Annotated in this window: 2 protein-coding genes; both read left to right on the forward strand. The window is 44.2% G+C overall.

The features are described 5' to 3' along the window. Positions 1 to 456: 456 nt before the first annotated feature. Positions 457 to 5634 (forward strand): IPT/TIG domain-containing protein, encoded by a 5178-nt coding sequence (locus V7M80_RS08625; protein ID WP_333695479.1) that lies wholly within the window; start codon positions 457 to 459, stop codon positions 5632 to 5634. Positions 5635 to 5836: 202 nt separating this feature from the next. Beyond that, the coding region (locus V7M80_RS08630; protein WP_333695480.1) for a beta strand repeat-containing protein at positions 5837 to 19973 on the forward strand (14137 nt) is incomplete at its 3' end.

The following is a 19973-nucleotide window of genomic DNA, read 5'->3' on the forward strand; positions in this document are numbered from 1 at the left end:
TCGTGTAGCTTTACAGCACATTGTTATTTACACTTTTTGCCCACTCCTTTCCGGCGAAAGCGTTGGATTTTCGGGAGTTTTACTCCTACTGTTTTGAACAAAACCTTTCTGAATCGGAAAGGTTTTTTTATTTTATATTGTAATTTTTCTGACAGAAATGTTACGAAATTGTTACGCTATTAACAACTTTTTTGTGTATGAAATAAAAAAAAAGTTATATTTGTCGGGAACAAAAACCAGATACATTGTTTGGTTTTTTTTCGTTAGAGCCCTTTCTATCTACTGTATTCTTCTGAGGCACGTATTTTTTGACCGGAGTTGAAAATGTCGTGTTTTTTTCACATCTGTACTGCTGTGGTGCGGGCTGGTTTCTTTTGGCTTAACCACCTGAAAGACCCGCTCGGCTTTGATTTCCAAAAACAATGACTAACCCGGCTTTGGCCGCATGATACGTTTATGAAACAACAGTACTTTACCCGATTTACGGCACATTTGCTTTTTTTATTCACTTTGTGGAGTTTGCCGCAAACCACCCAAGCTCAAGATTGTATTGGACCTTATCATATTTTTGAGGGAGGGGATGCAATTGCTAATCTAACAACAAAAGGTTGGAATGTTACTGCGACACTTGGGACAAACGCAGCTAATGCTTATAGTGGTACAAGGCATTTACAATTCAATACTGCTGCCGGAAGATTTATTCGCACTCCGTTAATTGCTAATCCTTCTCGCTTTAGTTTTTATTATAGATCTACATTATCAACTACAACAAATTGGTTTTTTAATGTAGAATATTCAACAGATGCTACATTTTCAACTTTTACTAGTTTGGGTACTTATGGTTCAGCCACTGGGAACGCTAATTATCAACAATTGGATTTGGATTTAGTAGCTTTAGGACTTCCTAATAATGTATACATTCGAATTATTTCAAATACTACAGGTGCTTTTTTTGTAGATGACATTGGAATTACTTCTACTGTTTCTTCTGAGAATTTAACCATTGTACCAAAAAAGGGTACAACCGTTTGCACTCACAATTTATTATCGGGTTTGGTATATAATTTTTATGATAATGCCGGTCCAACCGATAATTACAGTACTGCACAAAACAATACGTTAACCTTTATGCCGGCTGCCGGAGAGCAAATTGAATTGAAATTTATAGCTTTTAATACAGTTGCAACTTCTACGGGAAATATAACAGTAACCGATGCTGATGCTCCATTGAATGCCTATACGGGAACGGTTATTCCCACTCCGTCTACTTATACATCAGTAGCCGGAAATGGCAGTGTAACCACTCAGTTTATAACATCTGGATCTAATGGAGCCGGATATCACATTGAAGTCCGTTCTAAACCTGCGGTGGCTACTTGTTCCAATGTGTTAACGCCTGCTATACAAGCCAATTCGCAATCGGCTTCGGGGGCTACCTTAACTTGGACACAGCCTGCGGCTTTGCCGAGTTTGGGGTATCAGTATTTTATTTCTACAAGCAATACGACACCTTTGGCTTCGGCCACGCCTACGGGGTCTTCGGGTTTCAATACTACTTCTGTGGTGGTGAACACTTTGAGTCCCAATACGACGTATTTTGCCTGGGTGCGTTCCAATTGTGATACTTTGGTGGGCGATTGGGTGTATGCGGGTACGTTTGGTACGTTGTGTTCGGCCTATTCGGTTCCCTATTTGGAAGATTTCAACGGTTTGAACGGTCCGCTACCCGTATGTACGTCGCAAGCGGCACCGGGGCAATGGAGTACCAATATTGTAAACGGAAACTTGTTTACCAATACCAACGGGGCGATGTTCTTTACCAAGCCGGTTACTTTAACGGCAGGGGTGCTGTACCGTTTGACATACGATTACCGAACTTTGACCAATACGGCCGATTTTACCGTGTATTACGGTAGAACCAATACCCGCCCAACGGCGATGAACATCTCCAATTTGTTGTTTGAACATATTGGTGTATCTACGACGATTGAAAGTAACATCGTGCGTTTTACGCCTACGGTTTCGGGAACCCATTACATTGGGTTTTCGCTAGACGATTTGACCGGAGCGGCTTTCAACTTGGATAATATTATTTTGGTTGAAGAAAATTGTTTTGCTCCTACCGCATTGGTTGGTTCAAACCCAACGGCCAGTACTAGTAGTGGCAATGTATCTTGGACGCAACCGGCCAGTATTCCGGTAGGGGGCTACCAGTATTTTATTGGTACAACGCCGGCTTTCCCGTCGTTTAACAGTACGCCATCGGGTACTTTTGCTTCAGGCACGAGTGCTACTATTTTTGGATTGGCTTCGAATACTACGTATTATGTTTGGATTCGCTCCAACTGTGGCGGAACGTTTAGTGATTGGTCGAGTACCTTTGCCACCTTTACCACGGCTGTGATTCCGGCTGCGGTAGTAGTGGAAATGAGTACCGGAACCAGTACGGGTTGTAATTTCAACTTTTTTGACAGTAATGCCAATACTACAACTATTGGAAACTATAATAATTTTGAAGATTTTACCCGCACCTTTACAGCAGGCACACCGGGTTCACAATTGAAAGTAGAGTTTAGTGCTTTTGCTACTGAGAATAACTACGATGGTTTGATGATTTATGATGGGCCCAATACGGCTTCACCTTTGATTTCGTCCGGTTTGGGAGCCGGTACAGATCCGGTTAATTGTCCTGCCGGTTCGTTCCGCGGAACGGGTTCGCCGGGTACCATCTATTCTACCAGTGGATCTTTGACTTTCCGTTTTACATCCGATTATTTGGTTACGCGTTCCGGATGGGCGGCTACGGTAACGTGTGTGACCTTGCCTACCATTAGTTCGTTTAATCCGCCAACCAACAATTGTGGTACGGTTACCCAAGTTACGATAAACGGAACCAATTTTACGGGTGTAACGGGCGTGACTATTGGCGGCGTTCCTGTAACGATACAATCGGCTACCGCAACGCAGTTGGTAGTGAATTTGAATGCTTCGGTAACCGGAGGTCCTATTCGAGTGAGCAATTCGCAAGCAACGGCAACGAGTTCGACTTCTTTTGTGGTGCAAGCCCCGCCACCGGTAACTACGGGAGCATTGGTTTGTGCCGGACAAAGTGGCGTTTTGACTACGAGTACGGTATGTCCGGGTTACTTTTTCCAGGGGAATACCATCAACGGAGCTTTCAATTATTTGACAGATGCTACGGCACCGAAACCTTCAGGGTCGACCAATTCTACTACCTGTAGTTTTACCAGTACGGTTTTGGGTTATACGGCTACGTTGTTTCAGGTAAGTGTAACGGGAACCTATCAATTTGAAATGAACAATGCAACGGGGTATGATGCTATGGGTTATATTGCGGCATTTCCGTTTACACCCGGAACCTGTTCTCCAAACTTTGTGGTTGGAGATGACGATTCGGGACCCGGTTTGTTCCCAGCGATGTCGGGATTTTTGCAAGCCGGTGTAACCTATGTGTTGTATACGACTACTTTTGGTACCATTACTAATAATACGAATACTTATACTTGGACGGTAACTTCCAGTGCGGGGCAGTTGTTGCAAGCGGGTACGCCCGAGATGCGATGGTATACTGCTGCATCGGGAGGCAGTCCTATTTTTGTGGGGAATTCGTTCAATCCGGTAGGGGTTGCGGGTTCGGGATTAACGGATACTATGACTCCGGGTACGTACACTTTTTATGCGGCCTGTATTTCCAATCCGAATTGTAGAACCGCTACGGTATTTGAAATTCAGCCCGGTCCTGCAGTATCTATCACGCCCAGTACGACGGTTTGTGCCAATGCGGTACTGCCTTTGACTGCCAGTGGTACGGCTTCTACTTATACATGGACTTCTACGGTTCCGGGTTCGTTGTTTAGCGATGCCTTGGGAACGGTACCTTATGTAGCTGGTACTTCGACAACTTCGGTTTATTTACGTACGCCTGTTACGGCTACTGTTACGGTAACGGGAACGGCTTCGGTAACCGGTTGTCCGATGACGGCTACGGCCAATTATTCTTTGTTTACAAAAATTTGGAATGGGTCGGCTTGGAATGGCAACGGATTGCCACCAACGGCTACCGAGAGTATCTTCTTTAATGGGAACTTTACGACAACCGGAAATATGCAAGGCTGTAGTTGTACGGTGGGAAGTGGGAATGTAGTCGTAAGTTCGGGTCATACGTTATCTTTATTGAATGCCTTGCAAGTAACCGGAGGTTCGATGACTTTTCAGAACAATGCCAGTTTGTATCAGGTAAATCCGGTAACCAATACGGGTAATATTACCTATTTGCGTAGTACCACTCCAATGATACTTTACGATTATACCTATTGGTCTTCACCGGTGAGTGGTCAACGTTTGTTGGATATGTCACCGCAGACTACTACGGCCCGTTTTTATACATTTAATCCTGTGAATAATACGTGGGCATTTGCCAATCCAACGACCACTTTTATGGCAGAGGCACGCGGTTATATTGTTCGGGCTCCGCAGAATTTCAGTACCACAGTTCCGGCTATTTATACGGCTCCTTTTGTTGGGGTACCTCGTAACGGAAATTATTCGCATACCATTATTTTGGGTATGAGTGAATCGAATTTGATAGGGAATCCGTATCCGTCTGCTTTGAATGCCGATTTGTTTTTGAGTGATCCGGCGAATACGTGTATTGATCCTACGATTTATTTGTGGACACACAACACACCTATTGCGTCAAATAATTATGCGGCGAATGACTATGCTACCTACAATTATTTTGGAGGAGTAGGCACCGGTACACCGGTTATGGGTGCTAATAATGCGACACCCAACGGGCGTATCGCTTCGGGACAAGGGTTCTTTGTGAAGGCTGTTTCGAATGGTTCGGTACAATTCCGCAATACGATGCGTGTGGTAGGGCAGAACAATCAGTTTTTCCGTATGTCGGGTTCTACAGAAGCCGAGCAGGGGGTAAGCGAGAGACATCGCATTTGGTTGGATATATCTAATACGCAAGGAGCGTATAAGCAAACCTTATTGGGGTATGCCCAGGCGGCTACATCGGGACGTGATCCCGGATATGACGGCGATTTGTTTGAAGGCAGTACCATAGTTTCCTTATATACCTTGTTACATGATCAAAAAATGGTTACGCAAGCCAAAGGATTGCCTTTTGATGCTGCCGATGTATGGCCTTTGGGATACCGTTCCAACATTGCCGGAACTTTCCAGATAGCGTTAGCTGATTTTGACGGTTTGTTTGAAGGGCAGTCGATTTATTTGGAAGACCGTGTTACGGGTGTGGTTCATGATTTAAAATCGAATCCGTACACCTTTGTCACAGCTTCGGGTACGTATCATGAACGCTTTGTGTTGCGATTTACTCCGGTAACTTTAGGGTTGGGCGATACTACAGTTACGACTACCGATTTCTTGGCTTACAAAGACGGTATGTCCTTGCATGTAGCTTCTCAAAACGTGGCTATGGAGCGTGTAACTTTGTTCGACTTACGCGGTCGTCAATTGGCTACACAAAAAGGCGATGGTGTAACCCGTTTTGTATTTTCAGAATTGGCTTTGGCTTCTCAAATGCTGTTGGTGCAAATCCAAACGACTACGGGTGAGACCTTTACTTTGAGAGCTTTATACTAAACGCTAGATTTAAAAAAAGAACCAGTCAGTCTTCGGACCACGGCTGGTTTTTTTTGTCAGATATTTATTTATAGTGTTAAAATACTCTGTGCATTTTAACGATTTTTTGAACATTTTAACGATATTTAAAAATAAGCTTAACATTTTATTAATATATATTATTACATTCACAGACTTTATAATTAACTAATTTTTCTAATTTATGATTGACCATTACTTTACACGAAGTACACGTTTGGGGACGTGGCTTCAACAAGCAATGCGAACGAAGGCAACTTTGAGTTTGCTTTTGGTGTTGTTTGGGGTGTTAGGCCTTCAGGCTCAGGTTACGGTTTCGGGTGCTCTATCGGGCAACGGGGACTATACCACGCTTGGAGCGGCAGTTACTGCCGTTGGTACTTCTCAATCGGGAGCAAATGTGGTGATTACCATTACAGGTAACACGACCGAGGCTGCCGGAGGGGTATCGATAGGAGCAGGAAACTGGAGTTCATTGACCATTAGCCCGAGTGGCGGATCCTGGACGATTTCGGGGGCTGCAACGGCGGGTACCGCCTTGTTGACTCTGAACGGAGCCGACAATGTGACTATCAATGGTTTGAACACCGGTGGCAATGCCTTAACCATTTCGAATACAACGGCTTCTGCGACTAGTGGAACGGCTACGATTCGATTTGCGGCAGATGCCACGAATAACACGCTTACCAATCTTACCATTTTGGGGTCGTCTCAAACGGCCTTGGCAACCAATGGAGGGGTTGTGTTTTTTCACACGGCTACTACAACGGGTAACGACAACAACACTATTTCGAATTGTAACATAGGGCCAGCGGGTTCTAATTTGCCTTCGAAGTTGATTTTTGCCAATGGTACGGCTACGAATGATACCACAAACAACAGTGGGGTAACGATTACCAACAACAATTTGTATGATTATTTCTTGGCCGGCGGTGGAGCTGCGGTTTACATCTTGGGTGGAAACACTCAATGGACGGTAACGAATAACAAGGTTTATCAAACGGCATCTCGTGCTATAACCGCAACGTCTTTTGGTATTTACTTTGCGAATACAACTCATGGTGGTGGTGTTTCGCTTTCCGGAAATACCATTGGTTATGCCAATGCTTCCGGAACGGGAACAACGACCTACACGGGAACGGGTTCGTTTCAAGCCGTATTCTTTAACGGACAAACAAATAGTACTTTAGTTAATAACTTGAATTCGAATATTGTTAGTGATATTTCGTTAACGTCTTCAACGGGAACTTTCCATGGCGTTTTCAACTCTTCGGGAGCTTCGTCGAATACGGTGAATATGAATAACAATACCGTTCGAAATATATCGGTTTTAGGAACTACGGGTTCTGTTTTTGCGATGCATTTTACTTCGGCAACCAATTTGACGGCAACCGGGAATTTGATTCACAACATTACCCGAAATACAGCCGGAGCTTTGTATGGTATTTACAGTTTATCTTCTGCGGTTAATGAAACTATTTCCAACAATACGATTCATACTTTAACCAGTACATCTGCCTCTTCTCAGACGATAGCCGGTATTTTCCAGAATACTGTGGGCGGAACTAAAGTGTACCAAAACAATACGGTTTACAATTTATCCGGTCAAGGTGGTTCTACTTTGTATGGGGTTTACGTCACTACTGCTACTTCACTTGAGCTCTCCGGAAATACGGTTTACGGTTTAAATAATACCGGAGGTACCAGTGGTACCTTGTATGGAGTTTACAAAGCAGGTGTCAACGGAAATATTTACAACAACAAAGTTTATGATATTTCTTCTACCAGTACCGGACCTACTTTAGGGGGTATTTATTCCGGTGGAGGTACTACTACGAATATCTACAACAACTTGGTAGGTGATTTGCGTACCCCTGCGGCTAATTCGGCCAATCCACTTCGCGGTATTGTGATAGATGGAGGAACTACAGCCAATGTGTATTACAATACGGTTTATTTGAATGGCAGCAGCACCGGAGCCTTATTTGGTTCGTCTGCTTTATTTGCTTCTACTACGCCTACCTTAGATTTACGTAACAATATCTTGGTAAATGCGTCTTCGGTACAAGGAGCCGGTTTGGCTGCTGCGTATCGTAGAAGTTCTACCACATTAACTTCGTATGCTTCAACTTCTAATACCAATTTGTATTTTGGAAGTACGGTATTTACCGATGGTACGAATGTAGATACTACTTTGGGAGCTTTCCAAACGCGTGTGGCTTCTCGTGATTCGGGTTCGAGATTTGAGAACCCCACTTTTGCGAGTACTACCGGTTCGAATGCCAATTTCTTAAATTTTGCCACTGGAGCAATAAATTTTGCCGGAGGTTTTGGTTTGCCTATTGTGGGTTATACTACCGATTATTCGGGAGCGACTCGTAATGCGACAGCACCGGATATCGGAGCATTTGAATTTGAGCAAGGGGCATTCCCTAATCCAACTATTACGAGTTTTACCCCTACCGCTTTGTGTCAAGTAGGAGGGCAAACGGTTACTATCAATGGTACGAATTTGAATTTTGTGACATCGGTTACGTTCAATGGGACTTCGGGACCTGTTGCGGGAACTATTTTGACACAATCTTCTACGCAACTTACGGTTACCACACCTGCCGGATTGGTAGATGGTTTTATAACGGTATTTACGCCGAATGTTTCGGTACAATCGGGAGCTACGTTTAGTGCTCAACCGAATCCGACCATTACGGCTTCACCCAATGTAACTATTTGTTCGGGACAAAGCACGACATTGACTGCTTCGGGCGGAGTTACGTATACGTGGTCTCCTGCTACGGGCTTGTCGGCTACTACCGGATCGAGTGTAACCGCTAATCCCACTACGACCACTACTTATACCGTAACCGGTACCAGTGCAGCAGGTTGTGTTAACACTGCACAAGTAACGGTAACCGTTAATCCGACACCTAGTGCTGTTACGATTACGCGAACCCCTGCTACGGTATGTGTGGATGGTGTGACTACGATGGTGGCAACGGGAGGAACGATATCGAATGCGTTTAATGTTAGAATAGGTGATGGAACTTCGACAAATACTGATTCTACTCCTTTTAAAAGGTTTTGGGGAGGTACTCGTACGCAACAACTTTATACCGCAGCTGAATTAACTGCATTAGGTCTTTCAGCCGGATCATCTATCCAGTCGATTGGATTTGTGATTCTTTCCGGAACTCCTGCTGCTATGGCTAACTTTGAAGTAAGAGCCGGTTTTGTAAGTGCCTCTACTATAGGGTCAGCTTTTATAACTGGTGCAAACACATTGGTATTTAGTAGTGCCTCCTATACACCACCCGCATCGGGTAATGTGGATTATACATTAGGAACTCCTATTGTTTGGAATGGTACTTCTAGCTTATTGGTAGAAACTTGTTTTAATAATGGTGATGGTGGTGGAGTTTCTGCCAATTCATTATCGGTACAATCTACTACAGTAGTTAGCGGTTTAAATTTATTCCTTTCACAGGATAACAATGCTACAGTTTGTACTAATACGACAACTCCATCTTCTTCCGTAAATCGTCCAAACCTTCGTTTATCCTATACCAATACGATACCTACGACAATAGCTTGGTCACCCGCTGCCGGTTTGTATACCGATGCGGCTGCTACGGTTCCTTATGCCGGAGAAGCTATTCGAACGGTTTATGCGAAATTGACTTCACCTGAGACTTATGCGTTTACTTCAACGTTTGGGACTTGTTCATCCAGCAATAGTATCACGATTACTCCTAATGCCTTACCGGTATTGAGTGCGGATGATGCTACAATTTGTAATGGAGAATCGGTTGCACTTACTGTGAGTGGAGCTTCTACGTATGTATGGACTCCTGCTACAGGCTTATCGGCTACTACCGGTGCCACTGTAACCGCTAATCCCACTGCTACTACAGAATATACCATTACCGGAACTGATGCCAATGGTTGTGTTTCTACAACTACGCTAACCGTTACGGTTAATGATCCTATAGTTATTACAACGCAACCTGCCAATTCGGTAGTGTTGGAAGATGCCGATGCTACTTTCACAGTAGCCGTAACCGGTACTTCGCCTACCTATCAGTGGGAAGTGAATACCGGAAGCGGATTTGCCCCTATTTCAGGAGCTACCTCGGCTACTTATGTAGTTGAAAATGTAACTTCTGCTCAATCCGGAAATCTATACCGTTGTATCATTAGCGGTGTAAGTCCATGTACTTCTGTTACTTCAAATGCCGTTTCTTTGACTGTAGGCAATATCAGTATTACTGCTCAGCCACAACCCCAAACGGTTTGTAGCACTTCGGATGCGGTGTTTGGTATTTCAACTACAGGCGAAGTTACTTCGTACCAATGGGAATCGAATGCCGGTTCGGGCTGGAATCCTATTTCGGGAGCAACTTCGGCTACTTTAACCTTAAGTGGCTTGACTTCGGCTGATTCGAATGTGTCTTACCGTTGTGTATTAAACGGTAGTATTGTTTCTGATCCGGCCTTATTGACTGTTTATGATGTTGTGGCTATCACGAATCAACCGGATGCTGTGACCGTATGTTCTTCAGCGGCATCGGTATCCTTTAGTGTTGAAGCTACCGGTAGTGGTTTAAGCTACCAATGGGAGCAAAGCACTAATGGCGGTGATTCTTGGACGGCTGTATCCGGAGCTACTTCGGCTACTTATACGATTAACACTCCTTCTTTTGCATTGAACGGACGTTTGTACCGTGTAGTGGTAAGTGGTACGTCTCCTTGTACACCGGTTACTTCAGCTTCGGCTCAATTAACGGTTAACCAAGCTGTGGCCATTACTACGCAACCTACTTCGGTAACTTCTTGTGGCTTTGCTACTCCTTCCTTTACGGTTGTAGCTACCGGAACCGGATTGACTTACCAATGGATTGGTAACAATGGTTCGGATGTTATTTTGGTGGATAATGCCAATGTAAGCGGGACCACATCGGCTACATTAACTTTTGCAAATCCTTCCGCATTTGCCGGATTCACATTCCGTTGTGAAGTGTTGGGTGCAGCTCCTTGTAGTTCTGTGGTTTCAAACACGGTAACTTTAACGATTAATCCTACTTTAGCCGGTACCTACACTGTAGGTTCAGGAGGGAATTTTGCTACTTTAACCGCAGCCGTTGCGGCATACAATACCGCAACCTGTATTAACGGTAACGTAGTGTTTGAATTGACCGATGCCACTTATAGTACTTCGGAGACTTTCCCGATTACTATCAATGAGAATACCTTTGCAAATGCAGGTTCTTATACTTTAACTATACGTCCGGCTGCCGGCAATACTGCTACTGTAGTAGGATCTTCTACAGATGCTATATTGAAATTGAACGGAGCGGATCGTATTATCTTAGACGGTAGCAACAATGCTACTACGTCTCGTAATTTAACAGTACAAAACAATTCAACTTCCGGTTCATCGGTAGTTCGTTTGGTTAGTACTACGACTTCCGGAACAACGGGAGCTACGAATAACGTGATTAAAAACCTTACTGTTATTGGAGGAAGCGGTACAACATCCGGTATTTACGGAATTGTTTCATCGCATACGACAGGTTTTACAACCGGTGCTTACAATAACGACGGATTGTTGATAGAAAACAATGCGATTTCCAGAGTGTATTTTGGAATCTCTGCTATTGGTTTTAACACAGCAAATGCACACGATAACTTGATTATCCGCAACAACATAATTGGTAGTACGGTTACTGCTGATTTTGTAACGTTCCGCGGTATTCAAGTGGGCTTTGTGAATGATGTTCAAATACGTAACAATACGATACGCAATATTGCTACAAGCGTTGGTATTTCCGTAGCTGCTATTGATTTAGGTTCCGGTGTAGTGAATGGTATCGTAGATGCGAATACTATTGATGGCGTTCGTAGTCCGAGTACCAGTGGCTTTGGAGCTTGGGGTATCAACTTCTCTTCGGCAACCAGTACCAGTGGAACGGTTGTATCGAACAATATGATTACCGGAATTAGTACGGCTAATTACAGTTCATCTTCAACCACTTTCAATGCTTTTGGTATACGTATTACCGGAGGTAACAACTTGAAAATTTACCACAACTCGATTCATATGTCCGGATTGGTGACTGCAGGTACATCTGCCGGTATGTCTGCCAACGTGGTTATTACTTCGGCTGTTACCGGATTGGAAATCGTGAATAATATTTTCAGTAACCGTCAACAGTTTAGTACTTCCAGTGCTTCATCGGTTTACAATATTTATTTGGGTGCTGCACCTACCTTCGCGGCTTTGAATGGAAACAACTATTCTGGAGCTTCAGCGGGTGCTACTACGTACCGTGTAGGTTATTCTTCGTCAACCAACCGTAATGCTTTATCCGATTGGCAAACCGCTACTACTTTAGAAGCTGCCGGATCGGCTCTAACGCCTAATTTTATTTCGGATTCTGATTTGCATTTGGCCGTAGGTTCAAACGCTTCATTAGATAATACCGGATTGACTTTGGCTGCTGTAACGACTGACTTTGATGGTGATTTGCGTTCGGCTACACCGGATCGTGGAGCGGATGAGTTTACCACTTTGGTATGTTCTGAGGCTATAGCCGGTACGGCTAGCAGTTCTATCGCATCGGTATGTAATGCCGGTTCGGGAACGTTGAGTGCTACCGGATTCTCTGTAGGGGTTGGAACAACTTATGAGTGGGAGCGTTCTACGGACTTCGCTTTCACAACGCCTATTAGTATGGGAGCTCCAGCAACTACTTATGCCGGGGTATCTACCGGGGCCATTACGGCTACCACCTACTACCGTTTGAAAGTAGTTTGTAATGCGGGTGAGCCTGTTTACTCTAATGTAATTACTATACCTTTCTATACAGCTGCTACTATAACTGCGTCGCCAGCTGTAACGATTTGTGCGGGTGATTCGACTCCTTTAACTGCTGAAGGTGCTGTTTCTTATACTTGGTCTCCAGCTACCGGCTTATCTGCGACTACCGGAGCCAGTGTTACGGCTACTCCAAGTGTTACCACTACCTATAGTGTAGTGGGTGTGGATGCTAATGGTTGTACAACCAATACCGCTACGGTTATTGTAACGGTAAATGCTATTCCATCTGCCTTGACTGTAACCCAAGGAGCTGCATCTGTATGTGCCGATTCTGTGATTTCATTGACAGCAGTAGGTGGTACAGTTGTGAATACAGCTGCTACGGCTAATCAGTATACTTTTGCCGGATCTACTTCGACTTATACTGCCATTACCGGAACTTCGGTAAGTGCTTTAGGGGATGATGTGGGTGTTGGTAATTTACCTATTGGATTTACATTCCCATACAATGGAGGGACTCAAACTGTGTTTGGTGTTTCTTCAAACGGATTGTTATTCTTAGGAAATACTAGTGCCACTTTTACCGGTTTTTCTGCAAATGCTATAGCTACTAATGCCAATGTTATTGCTCCATTGTGGGATGATAACAACACGGTGAATGGTAGTATTCAGTATTTGACTACCGGTACGGCACCTAATCGTGTTTTGACTGTACAATGGACGAATATGAACGTAGCTGGAAGCGGAAGTTCATCGAATCCGACCATTTCAATGCAAGCTCGTTTGTATGAAAGTGGTAGAATTGAATTCTTATATGGTTCAACCAGTGCTGCATTATCATCGCCATCGGCTTCGATAGGTATTTCCGGAGCTATCGGAAATTATTTAAGTGTTACTCCACTTTCACCGATTGGAACTTCAACCGTATCTTCAACAGCTGAAAACACCAGTGTGAATACGGCTAATATACCTTCGGGAACGTTGTTAACCTTTGACAGACCTACGGTTCCAACAACCGTAACTTGGTCGCCATTAACGAACTTATATACCAATGTAGGTGGTACTACTCCTTATACGGGAGGTTCGGCTGCAGTGGTTTATGCTCGTCCTTCCGGGGATGTAACGTATACGGTAACTGCTGCTAATGGAAGTTGTACTTCTACAGCTCAAACTACCCTTACGCCACTTCCTTTACCGGTGTTTAGTATAGCAGATGCTACCATTTGTAATGGTAACAGTACGACTTTAACGGTAGCCTCGGCTACGGCTAACTCTTATAGTTGGTCTCCAGCCACCGGATTATCTGCCACAACCGGTTCTTCGGTAACGGCTAATCCAACTGTGACTACTACGTATACTGTAACCGGAACTAACAATACTACGGGATGTAGTTCTACTTCTCAAGTAACTGTATTTGTAGATCAGCCTGTGGTTATTACTTCAATAGATCCAGTATCTATAAACGTAATTCCTGGTCAAACTACAACTGTTAGTGTAACTGCTACCGGAAGCTCGTTGAGCTACCAATGGCAAGTAGACAATGGTGGTGGATTTGAAGATATTGTTGACGAAGCCGGTGTTTACGGTGGAGCTACAACAGCTACTTTGACTTTATTTGATATTAGTCCAGACCTTGCCGGTTATGCGTATCAGTGTGTGGTGAGTGGTTCTGCTGCATGTGATTCGGTTACTTCAGATCCTGCTTTCTTGAATATTGATTCTACCGGTATTGTAACTCAGCCAACCGACTCTTCTGTTTGTGAAGGTACGGATGCTTCTTTCACGGTAGTTGCTACCAGTGAAGACCCTGAAGCTGAAATTACTTACCAATGGGAAGTTAAAATAGGTGCTGCTGAGTTTGCCCCTGTAGTAGATGGTTTTGATGCTACTACCGGATTGACTTTTAGCGGTGCTGATACCGGAACTTTAACGATGAGTGGTACCACAGCAGCCAACAGTGGATTGTTGTTCCATGCGGTTGTTAACGGTTATATTTTCTCTAATGATGCTACATTAACTGTTGCTGCTCCTGTTGCGATTACCAGTAATCCAACTGCAGTAACGGCTTGTGCCGGTGTTTCTTCTGTAAGTTTTACGGTAGCTGCAACCGGTTCTAACTTGGCCTATGTTTGGGAAGTGAGTACCAACAATGGTGAAAGTTGGAGTCCAATTGGAGGTGCTACTACAGCTACTTTGACCTTGACTTCACCTGCAGTTTCCTTAAGTGGTAACTTGTACCGTGCGGTAGTGAGTGGAGCCGCTGTTTGTTCTTCGCAGACTTCTGCTACTGCCAGTTTGACGTTGTTGAACCCGATAGTTACGGCTCAACCTGCTGCTGCTACTATTGTAAGAGGTACAACAGCTACCTTTACTGTAACTGCTTCCGGTGCTACTACTTATCAGTGGCAACGTTCGACTACTTTGAACGGTACTTATGTTAATGTGGAAGATGCAACTCCTGCCGGAGTAACTTATGTTGGTGCTAACACGGCTTCGTTACAAGTTCTTACTACTGAGGCTACGCCTACCGGTGGAGGTAACTTCTATCGTTGTGTTGTTTCTAACGGAGCTTGTTCGGTGAATTCTACCGGAGCCTTGCTGACTGTTAATTGGTACTGTAGTATTCCTGTAGCTACTAGTAGTGCTTCTTATTTTGATGCATTCACCACAACTAATGGTCTTACCAATATTACCAATACCAATTCCGGTTTCTCAACTAACGGTTATGGAGATTTTACCAATTTGGGTGTATCTCAGTATTTGGGTCAATCGGTAAGTTTCAATACTTCTTTAATTGGAACTACAGTAGGTGTTTCTATTTGGGTGGATTGGAATCAAAATGCTATTTTTGAAACTTCAGAACGTGTATACAATTCAGGTACTTCTTATGTTTCGCTTGCTTCAGGTAACTTTGCTGTACCTGTAACTGCTTTACCCGGAGCTACGCGTATGCGTATTGCAATGGATTTTAACTCTACGAATCCGTCAGCTTGTCCGGCTAGTGGTGGTCGTCGTGAGATAGAGGATTATACCTTTACCGTACTATCACTACCTGCTTGTGAAGGAACGCCTGTTCCCGGTTCTGTAGTAGCCAGTTCTACCAATATTTGTAACTCGGGTAGTACTACTTTAACTGCCAGCGGTTTCAATACGATTTTAACCGGTTTAGATCTTCAATGGTACAATAGTGCCGGAGCTATTTCGGGAGCTAAAACAGCAACGTATGTTACCCCTGTATTGACAGCAAGTGAAACCTATTATTTTAGAGTTACTTGTACCAATAGTGGCTTGTTTGCAGATACAGCTCCTGTTGTTATAAATGTACTGAGTTCAGAAGTGTTGACTACAACCGGAAATGGTAGATGTGGTACCGGTTCGGTAACTCTAGAGGCTACGGCTTCACCTGGTGCTTCTGTAGCTTGGTTTACTGCCGCTACAGGTGGTACTTACCTAGGAAGTGGTTCTCCCTTCTTGACACCCTCTATTGCTACAACGACTAATTTCTTTGCGGCTTCTCAAGTAGTAGCCAGTGGTACAACCCAAGTGGGTACCGGAACTACTACTACATCGACAGCCGGTATTACTCCCTATTCTAACGGGTGGGAGGGCAGTCGTATTCAGTATATCATCAGAGCTTCAGAATTGGGTGCTCAAGGCTTACGTGCCGGAGCGATTACCCGTTTGGGATTTGATGTGACTTCTGCAGCATCGTTTACGCAACAAGGATTTACTTTAAAAGTAGGTCAGACTTCGACTACTACTGCCTTTAGTGGTGCTTTTGTAACTCCGGAATCCGGATTTACAACGGTATTTGGTCCTGTGGCCAAAACTGCTGCCGGTGTAGGAATCGATTATATTACATTTACTACGCCTTTTGTTTGGGATGGTAGTTCGAATCTTGTGATTGAGATTTGTCATGATAATGACGTTGATAGTTTGTGTGGTACATGTTATGGTACCAGTGCAACCGTTCGTACTTCAACTACTTCTTATAACTCTGTTTACGGACGTTATGCTGATGATACGGCTATGTGTGGTACAAACAACGGTACAGCCAACACTACCTTCACTACGCGTCCGAATATGTATTTTGGAGGTCAAACGGCTTGTATTTCACCCACCCGTACGGCTGTAGTGGCTACGGTTGATGCGTTACCTGCAGCTACAATCAGTTATGCCGGTTCGCCTTTCTGTAGTTCGGCTACTAGCGGTGCTGTAAGCTTTACCGGAACAACCGGAGGTACTTATTCTTCTACCAGTGGATTGACTATTGATTCGTCTACCGGAGCGTTGGATATTACTACTAGTTTGCCCGGTACTTATGTAGTGACTTACACTATGCCTGCAACTACGTATTGTGCCTCTCAAACGGCTACTACAACTGTAGTAATCAACCAAGCTTTAACGTCTACATTTGCGTATGACTTTGCGTCTTATTGTACGACTAGCGGATTGGTTACTCCAACCGTGAGTGGTACTGCCGGAACTTTTACTGCCAGTCCAGCCGGATTGAGTTTGAATTCGACTACAGGTGCTATTGATTTGTCATCAAGTGCAGCCGGTACATATACGGTAACCAATACGGTTGCTGTAGCCGGATGTCCTAATAGCGTGAGTACTTTTGTGGTTACTGTAAATACAGCTGTTGCTGTAACTACTCAACCTGAAAGTGTATCTCAATTGCCTGCCGGTGATGTGAGCTTTACTGTAGCTGCTACCGGAACTTCGGTTTCGTACCAGTGGCAAGTGAATGACGGAACCGGATGGGTTAATTTAACGGATGATGCTACTTACAGTGGTTCGACTACAGCTACTTTGGCTGTAACGGGCGTAACTGTGGGTATGGATCAATACCAATACCGTGCTGTCGTTTCCGGAGCTGCTTCTTGCGACTCTGTGACTAGTGATGCAGCTATCTTAACTGTAAATAATGCGGCTATTTCACAACAACCTGCTAACTTTACAGCTTGTTCTGCGGGAGCAACTACGGCTGTATTTACTATAGTGGCTACAGGAGACGTTTCTACCTATCAGTGGCAAACGTTTAACGGAACGGCTTGGGTAGATTTGGCTGATGCCGGAATCTTTAGTGGAGTTACTACTCCTCAATTGACGTTAACCGGTGTAAGCTTGTCTGATACCCATACACAATACCGTTGTGTGGTTAATGGAGCTGTGTTCTCTAATGCTGCTACTCTTACTGTACGTGAGGCTGTAGCCGTTGTGACTGAACCTGCAGCTTCTACTATTTGTGCTTCAGGATCTACTACCTTTACGGTAGCTGCTACCGGAGCCGGATTGACATACCAATGGGAGGCTTTTGATGGTACAGATTGGAATGCTTTGGCTAATGGCGGATCTTATTCCGGTGTTACTACCGCTACTTTAACGGTATCAAATGCTGCAACCAGCTTGAATGGTGTTGCTTACCGTGTAGTAGTTTCGGGTGCTGCTCCATGTAGTGCTGTTACTTCGGCTTCGGCTGTATTGACGGTGAATACTCCCGTGGCTATCACTACGCAACCAGCATCGGCTACTTTCTGTGCCAATGGAAACGGTACGTTGAGTGTAGTGGCTACCGGAACCGGATTGACTTACCAATGGGAAGTAAATACAGGTTCTTCATGGACTCCTGTATCTGATGCGGGTGTTTACAGTGGAGCTACTACCGCTTCGTTGACCTTAACAGGTATTACCTCTGCCTTTGCCGGTTACCAATACCGTGTGGTTGTTGGTGGTGCAGCACCTTGTACGGCAGTGACTTCGAGTGTATCTACATTGAGTATTAATATTCCATTAACTCCAACAGTTGCTGCAAGTGCCAGTACTTTCTGTCCTGGTGGAATTGTTACATTAAGTGCTTCTACCGGACTCTACTCAAATGGTATGAATGCCCTTGCTAACGGATTCTCAACAGCAGGTTCGGGTGTTACGGCGTCATTGAATACGACTTACTTTGCTGAAGGAACCGGTTCTGCTCTTTTGACTTACACAGCTAGTGCATCCGGAACTTATGCCTTAGGTAGTAACATTGATTTGAGTGGTGCTACCGGAGCTCAATTGCGATTCTCTCATATTTGTGCTACTGAGGCTACTTATGATTATGGATTTGTAGAATATTCTTCAAATGGTGGTTCAACTTGGACAGACTTCCCAACCTCAAGTTATGCCGGTACAGGGGTACTTAAAAATGGAGTGGTAAGTTTTGATAAGTCAAGTTATACGAATTGGAATGCGGCTTTCACTAGTGGAACCAGTTTGCCTAATAATACCTTATGGGCTAATGAAGTTATTAACATCCCTGCGGGTGCTTTAACCAGTCAGTTCCGTATCCGTTTCCGTTTAACTTCTGATACTTCTGTTCAATATTTTGGATGGTTGATTGATAATGTACAAGTAGTTTTACCAAGTACTATAACTTGGATTCCACAAGAAGGCTTGTATACCAATGCTGCGGCTACTACTCCATATACCGGAGGTGCTGCTGCTACGGTTTATGCTAAACCAACTGACAGTATCACTTATACTGCTGTTGCTACTAATTCTTTTGGTTGTTCGGCTTCTGCACCTGTTGCCTTGACTGAGTTGCCTTCTCCTACTTTAGGAGGAATAACCCAGCCTAATGTAACGTGTTCCGGTTCGCCAACTACTTTTGCTTTAAGCGGATTGTTACCTAATACGACTTCTACGGTTACCTATACTGTAAACAATGGAGCTTCACAAAACGTGACCAATGTTGTTTCTAATGCTGAAGGTAATGCTACATTCACTTTGAATTTGGCTGCTTTCACTAACGGTCAACCGTTGACTGTAACCGCAATTACCCGTACCGATTTGGCACCTAACTGTCCCGCTACGTTTACAACCAATAATTCAGTTACTATAACTGTCAATCCTTTGGTTACTTACTATGCTGATGCTGATGGTGATGGATTTGGTAATTTGGCTGCTCCTTTGGTATCTTGTACCGGAGCTCCAGCAGGTTATGTATTGAACAATACCGATTGTGATGATACCGACGATACCAAGAATGCACGTTTTGCTTTCTATGCCGATATGGATGGTGATTCTTACGGTACCGGATCTTTGGTTCAAGTATGTGCTGTAAATGCGAGTACACCTCCAGCCGGTTATTCTCTAAACAATACCGATTGTGATGATACCGATGCTACTAAGTTTACTACCTATCCGTTCTATGCGGATGTTGATGGTGACGGTTTTGGAGCCGGTTCATTGGTACAAGCTTGTGCTGTAAATGCGACTACCCCACCAGCAGGATATTCGTTGAATAACACCGATTGTGACCCCGCAGATCCGTTGAAAAACGTTACGTATCCGTTCTATGTGGATGCTGACTTAGACGGTTATGGTGATGCAGATGGTGAGCCTGTATTGTTGTGTACGGTTTCGGCAGTAGCTGCACCAAGCGGTTACTCTGTAAACAATACGGATTGTGACGATTCAGAGTTTACTACGAATCCGGGAGCCCCTGAGATTTGTTTTGATG

The organism is Flavobacterium sp. (assembly GCF_036759525.1).
GTDB lineage: Bacteria > Bacteroidota > Bacteroidia > Flavobacteriales > Flavobacteriaceae > Flavobacterium.